Raw genomic sequence first — 14997 nt, forward strand, 5'->3', positions numbered from 1 at the left:
CGATCGGGCGGGGCCACCGGCGGACACGGTCGGGTCAGGGCCGCCGGGGCCGCCGGGTCAGGGCGAAACCGACCACCCCGGCCACCGCGGCGAGCACGCCGCCGACGCCGGTCCAGATCCAACGCGAGCCGAGATCCGGTAGCCAGTCCGCCAGCCGGTCACCCTCGTCGTCCGCCTCCGGCGCGGGCGTCGGTACGGCGTTGAGCACCGTGCCCGCCTTGGTGTTCGGCACCAGCGGGGCGGCCAACGCGCCGTCGTCGGCCGAGGCGCCCCGGTCCGCGACGACGCCGACCAGCAGGTCCACGTCGACGGGTGCGCCCAGGTCCGGCTCGGGCAGGTCGACGACCGAGAGTCGGACGACGTACGTGCCGGGCAGCGGGTCGGCCGACCAGGGCTCCGCCCAGGGACGCACCTCGCGCAGGGTGCAGCCCAGCGCCACGCTCGACGCCTTGCCGTCCACCGTCGGCGTCTGCGCGCCGGCGGTGCACGCCTGTCGTCGGCGCAGCCCGTCGAACACGTCGATCGTCCAGGTGGAGGCCCCGCCGCGCGCCTTGGGGAAGGTGACGGTGGCGGTGATCTCGTGGACCTGGCCGGCGGTCGCGGTGAACGACCAGTACAGGTGGTCGCCGACGGAGGCGTCCACGCGTACCGGCTGGCCGGCGGTGATCGGCGTGGCGGTGAGGAACGAGGTGCCGGCCCGGGTCACCGGCGTGGCGCCCGGAGACGGGGTGGGGGCGGCCACGGCCGCCGCGGGCAGCAGCGCGGCCCCACCGGCGGCGAGCAGCGCCGCCAGCGAGCGGAACAGAGCGGTACGCATCAGTTCTCCCTCCAGGTGGCGACCCACCAGCGGGTGAGCAGGCCGGCGATCAGGCCGGTCAGCAGGCCGGCCACGGTGAGCAGGACGAGCAGCACCCAGCCCCGGCCGAGATCGGGGCCGTCCGGGGCGCCTGCGGCAGCGACCACGTCGATGGTCAACTCCACCGGCATGCCGGGCGTCGCGGCGGTGCCCGGACGCGCGGCGAACGAGTTGCTGACCACCAGGCAGACGGTGGTGGGCTCGACGACGGGTGCCGGGCTCTCCTCGGCGGCTTCGTCGTCGGTGGTCGCCTCGTCGTCCGCCGTGGCGGACCAGCGCAGACCGGCGGAGAGCACGTCGGCGCGGCCGCTGCCGGCGTCCGCGCCTCGAACCAGTTCCCGGCCGTCCGCCGCGGTCGCCCGCAGCAGCACGCCGTAGTCCCGGTTCACCGGACGGTCCAGCGCCATGCTCACCGACGCGCGCAGCTCCTGCCCGGGGCGTACGGGCACCCGGTAGTAGCGGTGCTCGGAGAACGACTCCCGGTCGGCGTACACCCCGGGGGCGAGCAGCGGCGCGGAAGCGCAGTCGTCCGTGCCGCCGACGACGGTCGGCGCCCGGGTGTGGGTGTCTCCGGCCCGCTCGACGAGTTGCTTGATGCGGCCGGTCAGCTCGTCGGCGCTCTGCGCCGCGGTGTACGTGCCGCCGGTCGCCCCGGCGATGCAGAGCAGTTGTCGGCGTACCTTCTCGTCGGGTGCGAGGCCGAGCGTGTCGACGACCAGGCTGGTGCCCTGCGCGGCGAGTTCCCGGGCCACCTGGCAGGGGTCCGGCGGCGCGCAGGTGTCCTCCCCGTCGGTGATCAGCACGATCCGTCGGGTGGTGGTGCCGGTGCCCAGGTCCTGTGCGGCGGAGCGCAGCGCGAGCCCGACCGGGGTGAATCCGGTGGGCCGCAACCCGGCGACCGCCGCCTTGGCCGCGGACCGGTCGACCGGCCCGACCGGCACGATCTGCTGGGTGTCCTGGCAGCCGACCTTCTTGTCCTTGCCCTTGTAGGTCGCGCCGAGCACCCGGATGCCGAGCTGGGTCTCCTCCGGCAGCGCGTCCACCACGTCGTTGAACGCCTGTTGGGCCACCGAGATCCGGGTGCGCCCGTCGATGTCCGCCGCCCGCATCGAGCCGCTGACGTCGAGCACCAGCTCGATCCGGGGCGGCTCGGCCACCTGCTCCTCGTCGGCCGCCGCCGGGACCGGCCCGGTCAGCGCGGTGGTCGCCAGCAGTCCGAGAAGGACGGCCGCCGATCGTCTGAAGTTGATCACGGCCCGCAGTGTAGTGAGATCCACTTTGGATGATCGTCGGGGTGGTTGGTCGTCCAGTACGGCCCGGGAACGACTCCGCGAGGGGGCGCTGGGTCCACGTCAGGTCACCCTCGGTCAACGGCCGGAGGATAGTCCTCGGCCCGGGCGGAATCGGTCGGAAATCCGACCCAAGTTGACCCGTTGTGCCGGTGGCGCGCGGTGGTTAAGCTCTTCATGCGCGCCCCAATCGCCCGCTTCCCCCGTGGCAGGCGATCGGGGCGCGCGTCTTCGTGTAGAGCTTGGAAGGCACGAATCGGGCCCGCACGCTTTCCGCGTGCGGGCCCGATTTCCGTCGCGCTGTGCGGCGCGTCGCCTGCCGGTGCTTATATCCAGCGACCGTCGAGCCACATCCGGGCCAGCCAGTCCGAGTACGGAATCAGTCGGCCCACGAAGATCGGATAGAAGTACGCGAAGCACAGGCCCACCAGCAGCACGTACGCCCCGGCCGCGATGCTGCCGACCAGCCGTCTCTCGTAGCCGGCGTCCCCGGGCGTCAGGGCCGCCGTCTCGCCCACGTCACCCCCGGCCGGGGCGATCATCGCACCCAGCACGTACACCACGGCGAGCACCAGGAAGGGCAGTGCCGGCGCCGTGTAGAACGAGAACATCGTCCGGCCGTCGAGAGCGAACCAGAACCAGGGCAGCAGACCCGCGGCCACGCTGAGCAGGATCGCGCCGGCCCGCCAGTCCCGCCGGGCGATACCCAGCCAGACGAGGGCGACCAGAGCGGGCAGGAACGACCACCACAGCAGCGGGGTGCCCAGCAGCAGGATCTCCGAGGCGCAGGTCGGCGCGCCGCAGGCGCCGTCCCCCGACCAGTGGAACGCGACCGGTCGCCCGAGCAGCAGCCACTGCCACGGCCACGACTGGTACTTGTGCGGATCGTCGAGCTGCGCGTGGAAGCCGTACGCGGCCCGGTGGTACTCGTAGAGGTTGACCAGCGGGCCGATCACCGGGGTGTCGCTGAGTGACCCCGTCGGGTAGGCGGACGACGTCGCCAGCCGGTAGTAGCCGTCGTCGCTGATCAGCCACCCCGACCAGGTGGCCAGGTAGGTGCCGATCATCAGCACCCCGGCCAGCACCAGCCAGGGCACCTCGTCGAGCAGGGTGTCCCGCCAGGGTCTGCGGACGCCCGCCGACCGGCGGAGCCCGACCTCCCAGAGGACCACGAACAGGGCGAACACCGGCACGAAGTAGAGCGCGCTCCACTTGACCGCGCAGGCGCAACCGATCAGCACCCCGGCCGCCAGACGCCACCACGGCCACGTCCGCCAGCCGGTCGACGGCCGGCCCTCGCGACCCGACAGGCTGGGGTCGAGCCCCTCGTCCAGGGCGCGCGCCCAGCGCCGCCGCCGGGCGTCCCGGTCGAGCACCAGCGCCCCGAACGCGGCCAGCACGAAGAACAGCAGGAAGATGTCGAGCAGCGCGGCGCGCGACAGCACCAGGTGGAAGCCGTCCAACGCGAGCAGCAGGCCGGCCGCGCAGCCGAGCACCGTCGAGCGGAACAGCCGCCGACCGATGCGGACCAGCAGCAGCACCGACAGCGTCCCGATGACGGCTGCCGAGAACCGCCAGCCGAACTCCGGCGCGGTGGTGAACAGGTGCCCGCCGACGGACACCTTCGACTCCGCGTCCTGATAGCCGAAGGCCCACTCGCCGATGCCGATCAGCCACTTGCCCAGTGGCGGGTGCACCACGTACGACGGGCCGTTGTCCTTGTAGTTCCACTCGACGCCGCGACTGATCAGCCCGTACGCGTCCTTGGCGTAGTACGTCTCGTCGAAGATCTTGCCCTTGGGACTGGACAGGCCGACGAAGCGCAGGATCGCCGCGATGGCCACCACCACGGCGGTGGCCAGCCACGAGTACGGGTCCATCCGGCTGTCGACGGTGGCGAACCGACGACGGACCACGGCGGACACCCCCCCGCCGTCGGCACGCGGCTCCGCCGGTGTCTGCTGGGGGCTGGGCTCGCCGGACACCTCGACCGGGTCTGCCGGGTCGGCGCTCGGGCTCTGCGCTGTCGACGCACTCGTCACCCGGCGATCGTAGGCTGCCAGGGTGTCGTGTGGCGCCCGTCGTCCCTGATACCGGTATTCGCTGTCGATGAAGGAGACGATGTCGTGGGTGAAATGTCCGAAGCTGGGCGCCTGATCCTGCTCGGTGCCCCGCTCGGCAACCCCGCCGACGCCTCGGTGCGGTTCCGGGAGGTGCTGGCGAGCGCCGACGTGGTGGCCGCCGAGGACACCCGTCGCCTCACCCGGCTGGCCCGCGACCTCGACATCACCGTCGGCGGTCGGATCGTCTCCTACTTCGAGGGCAACGAGGAACGGCGTACGCCCGAACTGGTCGAGGTCATCCTCGGCGGTTACACGGTGGCGTTGGTGACCGACGGCGGTATGCCGAGCGTCTCCGACCCGGGATACCGGATGGTCCGGGCGGCGCTGGACGCGGGTGCGCCGGTCACCGTCGCGCCGGGGCCCAGCGCGGTGACCACCGCCCTCGCCGTCTCCGGGCTGCCGTGTGACCGGTTCTGCTTCGAGGGGTTCCTGCCGCGCAGTGGGGGTGCCCGCCGGTCCCGACTACGTGCGCTCGCCGCCGAGGAGCGCACCCTCGTCTTCTTCGAGGCGCCGCACCGGATCGGCGCGGCGTTGACCGACCTGGCCGAGACGTTCGGCGCGGACCGGCCGGCCGCGCTCTGCCGGGAACTCACCAAGACGTACGAGGAGGTGCTCCGTCGCCCCCTCGGTGAGCTGGCCCGATGGGCCTCGGAGAGCGATCCGCGCGGGGAGATCACCCTCGTGGTGGCCGGCGCTCCGGTGACCCCTGCGGAGCGCCCCGACGACGAGACCCTGCGTGCCGCGGTCGCCGAGCGCGAGGCTGCGGGCCGCTCCCGCCGGGACGCCATCACCGATGTCGCCACCGAATACTCCCTGCGCCGCCGCGAGGTCTACACGATCGTGCACAGCTGACCCGCCGGGCACGCGTTCACCAGGCGGCGGCCAGGAAACCGAGGGTGATCAGGGTGGGGCCGGCGAGTGCGGCGGACACCGCCCAACGGCGGTGTCGTCGGCCGGGCAGCCGGGCCGACCCGGTCCACCGGACGATGCCGACGGCGCAGCCGAGCACCACCAACAGCCCGGGCAGCCAGTGCAGGTGCCGGCTCGCGCCGGTGTCGGCGTACGCGGTGCCGCTGTCCGGGCCGGTCATCCGGGCCCGGTGCGCGGTTCCCGTCGCGCCGCCTCCGGTGGGTACGCCGCTGACGCGTACGCCGTGTGCCAGGAACCGTCCGTCGTCCGCCGTGAAGATCCCCCGGCACCGCTGGCTGAGGCCGCCTCCGGTGCAGGTGTCGATCACCACCGTGCCATCGCGCCCGTGCCCGACGGCGAGCCAGAACGGCCCCGCGCTGACCCAGGCGAAGAAGGCTGTGACCAGGCTCAACAGCACCAGGACGGTGAGCCCGCGCAGCGGGTCCGGCAGCGCCGTCGTCCGCGCGGCCCTGCGGCGGTCGGTCGCCGGGGAGCGCGGTCGGGGAGCGGGGTCGTCCCGGACCGGGGTGCCATCCCAGTGCACCTCCTCGATCGGCGCCCAGAAGACACCGTCGTCCGACGACTGCTCCCCGTCGGGCCGGTACGCGTCCCGGCTGCGGCTCTGTTGACGGATCGGCACCCGGCGCGGCACCGCGTCCACCGGGGCCCCGGTGGTGGGCTCCACCTCGACCGTCGCCCCGCCCGGTCCGGCATCCGCCAGTGCCGTGCTCGCGGCCGTCGTCGTGCCGGCGGGCGAACCGCGTGGCGGCGTGTCGGCGGACGAGTCGGGTGCCGTCATGTCGGCGGAGGAACCGGGTGGCGGCGTCTCGCCGGACGATCCTGCCGGGTGTGGCCGGGCCGGGCTGGGTGTGGGCACCGTCGGGCTGGGGCGCGCCGGGGTGGGTGTCGGCGGCCGTGGCGTGGGGCTCGGCCGGGACGAAGCGCCCGGCCGGGACGACGCGCCCGGGCGGCCGGTGGCGGTCGGGTCGGCGGCGGGGGGTACCGGTCGGGGCAGCGGCGCGACCCCGCTGCCCCTGGGCTCGGATGTCCGGGTGGCCTCGTCGCCGGCCGCCGGCCCGGTGGGACGCTCGTCATGGTCCCGAGCCGCTCGTCTGCCAGTCACGACGTTCATTGCACACCGGTAGCGGGGGCTGAACGGGCAGCTGGGCCGCGTGTCGGCGACAAATCGGACCAAAGGCCGAGGGGGTCGGCCCGGTCCGTCGACCCGGCACCCCCTATTGGTTCGCGGGCACGCCGGACGGGTCACTAGGCTTGCTGCTCATGAGTCACGTTCTCGCGGCAGTGGCCTGGCCGTACGCCAACGGCCCACGCCACATCGGCCACGTCTCCGGTTTCGGCGTTCCCTCCGACGTCTTCGCCCGGTATATGCGGATGGCCGGCCACGACGTGCTCATGGTCTCCGGTACCGACGAGCACGGCACCCCCATCCAGGTGCAGGCCGACGCCGACGGGGTCACCCCGCGCGAGCTGGCCGACCGGTACAACAGGGTGATCGTGGAGGACCTGCACGGCCTCGGCCTCTCCTACGACCTGTTCACCCGCACCACCACCCGCAACCACTACACGGTGGTGCAGGAGTTGTTCGAGGGCATGTACCGCAACGGCTACATCGTGCCCAAGACCACCATGGGCGCGATCTCGCCGTCCACCGGGCGCACCCTGCCCGACCGGTACATCGAGGGCACCTGCCCGATCTGCGGGTACGACAGCGCGCGCGGCGACCAGTGCGACAACTGCGGCAACCAGCTCGACCCGATCGACCTGATCGATCCGAAGTCGCGAATCAACGGCGAGACCCCGAAGTTCGTCGAGACCGAGCACTTCTTCCTGGACCTGCCCGCCCTGGCCGAGGTGCTGCGGCAGTGGCTGGACACCCGGGAGGGGTGGCGGCCCAACGTGCTGCGGTTCTCCCGCAACCTGCTCGACGACCTCCAGCCCCGGGCGATCACCCGTGACCTGGAATGGGGCGTGCCGATCCCGCTCGACGGCTGGCGGGACCGCCCCGACAAGCGGATCTACGTCTGGTTCGACGCGGTGATCGGCTACCTGTCCGCCTCGATCGAGTGGGCCCGCCGCTCCGGCGACCCCGAGGCGTGGCGGCGGTGGTGGTCGACCGACGCGGAGGGCAAGGACGCCCAGTCCTACTACTTCATGGGCAAGGACAACATCGTCTTCCACTCGGTGATCTGGCCGGCGCTGCTCTCCGGCTACTCCGGCGAGGGCTCGCGGGACGGTGAGCCGGGTGACCTGGGCCGACTCAACCTGCCCACCGAGGTCGTCTCCAGCGAATACCTGACCATGGAGGGGCGCAAGTTCTCCTCGTCCCGCAAGGTGGTCATCTACGTCCGGGACTTCCTGGAGCGCTACGACGCCGACGCGCTGCGCTACTTCATCGCCGCAGCCGGCCCGGAGAGCAACGACACCGACTTCACCTGGGCCGAGTTCCTGCGCCGCAACAACGACGAGCTGGTCGCCGGCTGGGGCAACCTGGTCAACCGGTGCGTGTCGATGGCCGCGAAGAACTTCGGGGCCATCCCGCCGGTCGACCCGGCCGGGCTCACCGAGGCCGACGAGGCACTGCTCGCCGTTGCCCGGGTCGGCTTCACCACGGTCGGCGACCTGATCGGTCGGCACCGGCAGAAGCAGGCCATCGGCGAGGCGATGAAGGTGGTCGCCGAGGCCAACAGGTACCTCTCCGAGCAGGCCCCGTGGAAGCTCAAGGCCGAGGCCGACAAGCCCCGGATGGGCACCATCCTGCACGTCGCCCTCCAGGTGATCAGCGACGCCAACACGCTGCTCACCCCGTTCCTGCCGCACTCCGCCCAGCAGGTGCACGAGCTGCTCGGCGGCACCGGCGTACACGCGCCGATGCCCGTCATCGAGCAGGTCGACGACCTGGACGGCGGCCCGTCGTACCCGGTGCTCACCGGTGACTACACGGTGGGCGCGCGCTGGGAGTCGGTGCCGATCGAGGCCGGCCGGCCGCTGACCGCCCCCAAGCCCGTGTTCCGCAAGCTCGACCCGTCGATCGTCGACGAGGAGCTGGCCCGCCTGGCCGACTGAACGTCGGACGGCGCGCGGCGGTGGACGTCCCGCCGCCGCGTGCCGTCAGATCGCGTACCGGGTGTCCATGACCTGGTCGTCGGTCACCTCGGCGCCCGGCGCCCAGGTCTCGTAGACGCCCCGGTCGTGGCACTGCGCGCCGGTGCCGACCACCGCGTCCGGGTCGGGGTGCCGCAGCCGCAGCCGCAGCCAGCCGGCCTCCTCACGCAGCACCAGGCACGACACGCCCCGCCACGTGGCGAACCGGAGCCGGCGGGCCACCGCCTCCACCGGGTAACGGGCCGCCCGGGTCATCGCCAACACCCGGAAACCCCCGGGCAGGTCGGCCACCGCCTCGTACTCCGTGTCGCCGTACAGGCCGACCAGCTGGGTCGAGCGCGGGGCGTCGCCGGTCGGGACGTACTCCTGGTCGGGGGAGACGCCCGGCACCGCGGCCAGCAGGTGCCGCCACTGCGGGCCCACCATCCGCAGCCAGGCGCGCTGCTCGGCCTGGTAGCTGTAGAGCACCACCTCGACACCCTCGGCGGTGTACGCGAGCAGGGTCGCGTTCGCCGGCATGGGCAGGTCGGCGAAGTCCCGGGTGACGAACTCGGGGATGAGCTGGCCGTTGCTCGGCACGAAGCCGGTGCCCAGCACCGGTGGTCCCACGCGGTCGCGGGACGCCAGCGCGGTCAGGCCCCGGTGCGCCTCGCCCATCGGCACGTCGTAGTCGCCCGGGTCGGCCGCCCGCCAGCGCAGCGCGTACGCCACGTCCGAGCTGTCCCGCGCGACGTCGCCGTCGGTGCGCAGCACAGTGGTCGTCGCCGGCGTCCGCAGGTGCGCCACATCGTGCTCCCGGTAGCAGAAGCCGTGCGGCAGCCAGCCCCGCACGTACCCGGCGAGCTGCGCGGCGGAGAGCACCTTCACCATCCGGGTGCCGCGCCGCACCACCGCCGAGGCGCGCACCGCGGTCAACACCGGGTCACCCACCGCCGATGGCTGCTGGCTGAGCTGGTGTACGTGCGACCAGCCGCGCTCCCGGTGCGCCGGCATCATCAGCGGCGTCTCCGGCTCCTCGGCCGGCTCGACGGCCCCGTGCACCGCGCTCACCTCGGTGACGTGCACGAACCGTCGCCACGGCAGGGCGCTGCCCGGACGCGACGCCCGTTCGAAGCCGGCGACCTCCTCGGCGCTGAACAGCTCGTACGCGGCGCCCCGGGCGATCTCCTCGGCCGGATAGACGCCGCCGCCGAATGCCACGCGCAGACCGGTCCGTTCGCCTGCGGCGTCGCTCACGTGGGGTCTGACGTCCATTGCCGCGACGGTAGAGTCGCGCGGCGTAGTCGAGGTGAACGCCGGGTGGCGGGCGGATGGACGACGCCGGTGTGTGATGCTGTCGCTGATGAGCGAGCCGACTGAAACCCGCCGCGAGCGTGCCGCCCGGCGGGCCGGAGAGTTCCCACCCGCCCCCGAGCCGCTGCCCCGGCCGGTGCTGGACAGCCACACCCACCTGGACATCACGGTGAGCGAGGCGGGCGTACCGGGTGGCGGTCCGGCCGAGGACCCGATCGCCGCGGCCGTCGACCTGGCCGTCAGCGTCGGGGTGGACCGGCTGGTGCAGGTGGGGGTGGACGTCGCCTCCTCGCGGTGGGGCGCGGACGTCGCCGACGCGTACCCGGCGGTGCTGGCCACCGTGGCGCTGCACCCCAACGAGGCGCCCCGGCTGGCGGACCTCGACGAGGGGCTGCGGGAGATCGAGTCGTTGGCCGCCCGCGACCGGGTCCGGGGGATCGGCGAGACCGGAATGGACTTCTTCCGCACCGGCGACGAGGGGCGCGCCGCGCAGGAGGAGAGCTTCCGGGCGCACATCGCGATCGCCAAGCGGTACGGCAAGGCGCTTGTCATCCACGACCGGGACGCCCACGCGGACGTGCTGCGCATCCTCGACGACGAGGGCGCGCCGGACACGGTGGTGCTGCACTGCTTCTCCGGCGACGCCGAGTTCGCCCGCGAGTGCGTACGTCGGGGCTACCTGCTCAGCTTCGCCGGCACTGTCACCTTCGGCAGTGCCGCCGCGCTGCGCGAGGCCGCCGCGCTCACCCCGCTGGATCAGCTGCTGGTGGAGACCGACGCCCCCTACCTCACCCCGATCCCGCACCGGGGTCGGCCGAACGCCTCGTACCTCATTCCGCTGACCGTCCGCTTCCTCGCCGAGACGACCGGCAGTGACCTGGACGAGCTGTGCGCGGCCATCTCCGCCACCGGTGACCGGGCCTTCGGCCCGTGGTGAGCCTCCTCGGCCCGGCGGAGATCCGGGAGCTCGCCACCCGGCTGGGCGTCGCGCCCACCAAGAAGCTGGGTCAGAACTTCGTGCACGACCCGAACACCGTGCGGCGGATCGTCACCGCCGCCGGCCTGACCCCCGACGACGTGGCCCTGGAGGTCGGCCCCGGGCTGGGCTCGCTGACCCTGGGGCTGCTGCCGGTCGCCGGGCACGTGCACGCCGTGGAGATCGACCCGACGCTCGCCGGGGCGCTGCCGGAGACCGCCGCCCGGCACGCCGGGGCGGACGCCGACCGGCTGAGCGTGCACCGCGCCGACGCGCTACGCGTCACCGCAGCGGACCTGGGCGACCCGCCGCCGACCGCGCTGGTCGCGAACCTGCCCTACAACGTCGCCGTTCCCGTGGTGCTGCACCTGCTCGCCGAGCTGCCCTCCCTGCGACACGGCCTGGTGATGGTGCAGAAGGAGGTCGCCGACCGGCTCGTCGCCGGTCCCGGCTCCAAGGTGTACGGCATCCCGTCGGTCAAGCTCGCGTGGTACGCCAGCGCCCGCAGCGCCGGGCGGGTGCCACCGAACGTGTTCTGGCCGGTTCCCAACGTCGACTCCGGTCTGGTCGCCTTCACCCGGCACGATCCGCCCCGACCCGACGTACCCCGGCAGCGGGTCTTCGCCGTGGTGGACGCGGCGTTCGCGCAGCGTCGCAAGACCCTGCGCGCGGCGCTCGCCGGCTGGGCCGGCGGCCCGGACCGGGCCGCCGCCGCCCTCACCGCCGCGGGCGTCGACCCCGGCGCGCGCGGCGAGTCACTGACCGTCGAGCAGTTCGCGGCCATCGCCGCGTCGTCTCCGGCCGGTACGCCGGGCGCGAAGTAGGCTGGCGCCCGTGCCCGCCGAGGACGCCGAGGAGCTGATCGTGGCCAAGCCGTTCGACATCCGCCTGAGCATGCGGGGATTCACCCCGTGACCGAGGCCTGGCGACCGGACGACGAGGACGAGCGACGCGGGGCCGTCGGCCCGGTGCGGGTGCGGGTGCCCGCGAAGGTCAACCTGCACCTCGGGGTGGGGCCGCTGCGCCGCGACGGCTACCACGAGTTGAACACGGTCTATCACGCGATCTCCATCTACGACGAGCTGACCGCTCGCCGAGGCGACACCCTCGCCCTGACGATGGAGGGTGAGGGCACCGGCGAGCTGGCGCTTGACGACTCCAACCTGGTGCTCCGCGCAGCGCACGCCCTGGCTGGTTACGCGGGTGTCCTGCCGCACGCCCGACTGCACCTGCGCAAGCAGATCCCTCTGGCCGGTGGGCTGGCCGGCGGTAGCGCCGACGCGGCGGCCGCCCTGGTGGCCTGCGACGCGCTCTGGGGCACCGGGTTGTCCCGCGACGAGTTGGCCGGGATCGCCGCCGACCTCGGCTCGGACGTGCCGTTCCTGATCTACGGGGGCACCGCGCTGGGCACCGGGCGCGGTGAGGCGGTCAGCCCGGTGCTGGTCCGCCCGACGTCCTGGCACTGGGTGGTGGCGATCGCCGATGTCGGCCTGTCCACGCCTGCCGCGTACCGGGAGTTGGACCGGCTCCGTGACGCCGGCACCGCCGGTACCCCGCTGGGCAGCACCGACGACCTGCTCGGCGCGCTGCGCCAGCGCGACCCGCAGGTCCTCGCCCGTTCGCTCGGCAATGACCTCCAGGACGCGGCGCTGGCCATGCGTCCCGCGCTGGCCGACACTTTGAAGGCCGGCGAGGCTGCCGGCGCGCTCACCGGCATCGTCTCCGGCTCCGGCCCCACCTGCGTGTTCCTCGCGGCCGACGCCGCCGACGCCGAGCGGATCGCCGCCGAGCTGACCGGCGCCGGCGTGTGCCGGGAGGCGCGGGTCGCACGCGGCCCGGTGGCAGGGGCGCGCGTCGTCTGACGGCGCTCCCCGGCCGGCGCGGCCGGCCGGGACGTCCGCGTACCCTTGGGTCAGGCGTCCCGAGGTGCCCGCCGGCACCCGGACGCCTTGATCTTGAAGGGTGGAACGTGGCCAACATCGTCAATCTGGACCGGGTGTCCAAGGGGTACGGCGCCGCCGGGCGGCTGCTCACGGACGTCTCGCTCGGCCTGGACGACGCCGACCGGATCGGTGTGGTCGGCCTCAACGGCGCCGGCAAGTCCACCCTGCTGCGGCTGCTCACCAAGCAGGAGGGCCCCGACGACGGCCGGGTCACCCACCGTCGTGACCTGCGCGTGCTCTGGCTGCCGCAGCAGCTCACCCTCGCCCCCGAGGCCACCGTCCGGGACGTGGTGCTCGGGACCGCCTGGCTGGGCGAGGGCATGGGCGCCGAGCACGAGTGGGCCGGCGACGCCGGCGTCCGCAACATCCTCGACGGCCTCGGCATGCCGCACCTCGGCCTCGACCAGCCGGTCGGCCCGATGTCCGGCGGCGAACGGCGGCGGGTGGCGCTCGCCGCGCTGCTCGTGCGCGACTCGGACCTGCTGATCCTCGACGAGCCCACCAACCACCTCGACGTCGGCGGTGTCGACTGGCTGGCCCGGCACCTGGTCGGCCGCAAGGGCGCCCTCGTGGTGGTCACCCACGACCGGTGGTTCCTGGACGCCGTCTGCACCACCACCTGGGAGGTCGCGGACCAGACCGTCCGCGCGTACGAGGGTGGCTTCGCCGCCTGGACCCTCGCCCGCGTCGAGCGCGAGCGGGTTGCCGCGGCCACCGAGGCCCGCCGGCAGAACCTGCTGCGCAAGGAGATCGCCTGGTTGCGGCGTGGCCCGCCCGCCCGCACCTCCAAGCCGCAGTTCCGGATCGACGCCGCCAACGCGCTGATCGCCGACGTGCCGCCGGCCCGCGACACCATGTCGTTGCAGCGCATGGCCGTCTCCCGCCTCGGCAAACAGGTGTACGAGCTCACGGACGTCGAGCTGCACGCCGGGCCGAAGGAGATCCTGAGCGACGCCACCTGGCTGGTCGGCCCGGGCGACCGGATCGCCATCCTCGGCGCCAACGGTGCCGGCAAGACCACCCTGCTGCGGATGCTCGCCGGCATCACCCGCCCCGACGGAGGTCGCTTCACCACCGGCTCCACCGTGCGGCCGGCGTTCCTCTCCCAGGAACTCGCCGAGCTGCCCGGGCACCTGCGGGTCCTGGAAGCCGTCGAGGAGATCGCCCGCCGGGTCCAGCTCGGCGACCGGGAGGTCTCCGCCGCGCAGCTCGCCGAGGTCTTCGGCTTCGACGACCGCCGTCTCTGGACACCCGTCAGCGACCTCTCCGGCGGTGAGCGTCGCCGGTTGCAGATGCTGCGGCTGCTGGCCGGCGAGCCCAACGTGCTGCTCTTCGACGAGCCCACCAACGACCTGGACACCGACACCCTCGCCGCGCTGGAGGACCTGCTCGACTCCTGGCCGGGCACGATCATCGTGGCCAGCCACGACCGCTACCTGATCGAACGCGTCACCGACACCGCGTACGGGATGTTCGGCGACGGCCGGCTGGTGCACCTGCCCGGTGGCGTCGACGAGTACCTCGCCCGGACCGCCGAGCGGGCCGGCTCCGCTCGGGTGGGCAGCACCGTCTCGGTCGGGCCGGCCGGGCCCAGCGTGGGTGGCATGTCGGCAGCCGAGGTGCGCCAGGCCCGCAAGGAGCTGACCCGCCTCGAACGGCAGCTCGGCAAGCTCGACCAGCGCGAGACCACCCTGCTCGACCAGCTCGCCGCCCAGGCCACGGACTATGCCCGCGTCGCCGAGCTGGACACCCAGCTCAAGGATCTGCGCGCCGAGCGGGAAGGTATCGAGGAGAGCTGGATGACCCTCGCCGAGGAGCTGCCCGAGGGCTGACCCGCCCGGGCACGCCGGCGCGGGGGCCGTGTGCGGCGTCACACCGGCACATGCGGGACAATCAACGGCGACACCTCACCCCACGGCGTTGGAGACCCAGACATGGCCCACACCCCCATCAACCACCCCGCGCGGCCGATCTACCGGGCGATCGGCGGGCTGACCGGTCTGTACCTGGTGGTCTTCGGCGTGCTCGGCATCATCGCGAGCGCCGGCAACGAGGTCCTCGCGCAGGACGACACGAAGGTCCTCGGCCAGGGCACCAACCTCGGCTTCTCGCTGCTCTGCGTGCTGCTCGGGCTCGTCGTGCTGGTCGGCACCGGACTCGGCCGTAACATCGACGTGGCGATCAACCAGTGGCTGGCGTACACCCTGATGGTCATCGGCCTCGGCGCTCTCGCGTTCATCCGCACCGACGCCAACATCTTCAACGTCAACGTCCTCACGGTGGTCGTGGTGCTGTCGGCCTCCCTGGTGCTGCTCATGGCCGGCATGTACGGCAAGGTCGGCACCGACGAGGAGGCGGATGCGTTCCAGAAGGCTCGGCTCGTTCTCTGAGGCTTCCTTGGTTGCTCTTCATTGGTTGCGGCCGTGGGTTTTCGCCGGAGCCCGAGCTGCTCCGGGCGGTCAGGCTTGATCCCTGCGCAGCTCGG

12 protein-coding genes are annotated in these 14997 nt (G+C 73.2%); 7 read left to right on the forward strand and 5 right to left on the reverse strand.

Translation table 11 applies throughout. The features are described 5' to 3' along the window. Window positions 1-34: 34 nt before the first annotated feature. The 3 genes from ABZV06_RS07395 to ABZV06_RS07405 all read right to left on the reverse strand — a co-directional run bounded on the left by ABZV06_RS07395 (window position 35) and on the right by ABZV06_RS07405 (window position 4187). Complete coding sequence (locus ABZV06_RS07395; protein ID WP_355244574.1) at window positions 35-817, reverse strand: peptidase; 783 nt, start codon at window positions 815-817, stop codon at window positions 35-37. After that, window positions 817-2109, reverse strand: a complete 1293-nt coding sequence (locus ABZV06_RS07400; RefSeq protein ID WP_355244576.1) for a VWA domain-containing protein — start codon at window positions 2107-2109, stop codon at window positions 817-819. The genes ABZV06_RS07395 and ABZV06_RS07400 overlap by 1 nt, the downstream gene beginning before the upstream one ends. 362 nt (window positions 2110-2471) lie before the next feature. After that, a complete protein-coding gene (locus tag ABZV06_RS07405) occupies window positions 2472-4187 on the reverse strand; it encodes a phospholipid carrier-dependent glycosyltransferase (protein ID WP_355619399.1) in 1716 nt (571 codons plus the stop codon). Between the two features lie 84 nt (window positions 4188-4271). On the opposite strand from ABZV06_RS07405, the gene rsmI reads away from it, so the two are divergent. Next, complete coding sequence (rsmI, locus tag ABZV06_RS07410; RefSeq protein WP_355619402.1) at window positions 4272-5120, forward strand: 16S rRNA (cytidine(1402)-2'-O)-methyltransferase; 849 nt, start codon at window positions 4272-4274, stop codon at window positions 5118-5120. Window positions 5121-5136: 16 nt separating this feature from the next. Here rsmI and ABZV06_RS07415 read toward each other — a convergent pair whose 3' ends face one another. Then, entirely contained in the window at window positions 5137-6300 is a 1164-nt protein-coding gene (locus ABZV06_RS07415) for a hypothetical protein (protein ID WP_355619405.1), read from the reverse strand. 158 nt (window positions 6301-6458) lie between these two features. On the opposite strand from ABZV06_RS07415, the gene metG reads away from it, so the two are divergent. Further along, window positions 6459-8261, forward strand: a complete 1803-nt coding sequence (gene metG, locus ABZV06_RS07420; protein WP_355244588.1) for a methionine--tRNA ligase — start codon at window positions 6459-6461, stop codon at window positions 8259-8261. 45 nt (window positions 8262-8306) lie between these two features. Here metG and ABZV06_RS07425 read toward each other — a convergent pair whose 3' ends face one another. Further along, window positions 8307-9554: a hypothetical protein gene (locus tag ABZV06_RS07425; RefSeq protein WP_355619408.1), complete on the reverse strand. Its 1248-nt coding sequence runs from the start codon at window positions 9552-9554 to the stop codon at window positions 8307-8309. A 76-nt stretch (window positions 9555-9630) separates the two neighbouring features. Between ABZV06_RS07425 and ABZV06_RS07430 the strand changes: the two genes are divergently transcribed. The 5 genes from ABZV06_RS07430 (at window position 9631) to ABZV06_RS07450 (ending at window position 14902) form a co-directional block, all read left to right on the forward strand. Continuing rightward, window positions 9631-10530, forward strand: coding sequence for a TatD family hydrolase (locus ABZV06_RS07430; protein WP_355244620.1), 900 nt, complete (start codon window positions 9631-9633; stop codon window positions 10528-10530). Then, window positions 10524-11393 (forward strand): 16S rRNA (adenine(1518)-N(6)/adenine(1519)-N(6))-dimethyltransferase RsmA, encoded by an 870-nt coding sequence (rsmA, locus tag ABZV06_RS07435; protein WP_355244594.1) that lies wholly within the window; start codon window positions 10524-10526, stop codon window positions 11391-11393. Before ABZV06_RS07430 ends, rsmA begins: the two co-directional genes overlap by 7 nt. Before the next feature lie 87 nt (window positions 11394-11480). Beyond that, window positions 11481-12431 (forward strand): 4-(cytidine 5'-diphospho)-2-C-methyl-D-erythritol kinase, encoded by a 951-nt coding sequence (locus ABZV06_RS07440; RefSeq protein ID WP_355244597.1) that lies wholly within the window; start codon window positions 11481-11483, stop codon window positions 12429-12431. Window positions 12432-12538: 107 nt separating this feature from the next. Next, window positions 12539-14344 carry an ABC-F family ATP-binding cassette domain-containing protein gene (locus ABZV06_RS07445; RefSeq protein ID WP_355244600.1) on the forward strand — a complete coding sequence of 602 codons (1806 nt, stop codon included), beginning with the start codon at window positions 12539-12541 and terminating at the stop codon, window positions 14342-14344. A gap of 102 nt (window positions 14345-14446) precedes the next feature. Beyond that, window positions 14447-14902 (forward strand): DUF4383 domain-containing protein, encoded by a 456-nt coding sequence (locus ABZV06_RS07450; protein WP_355244603.1) that lies wholly within the window; start codon window positions 14447-14449, stop codon window positions 14900-14902. Window positions 14903-14997 lie beyond the last annotated feature (95 nt).

The sequence above is a fragment of the Micromonospora sp. NPDC005172 genome, assembly GCF_040608555.1.
GTDB lineage: Bacteria > Actinomycetota > Actinomycetes > Mycobacteriales > Micromonosporaceae > Micromonospora.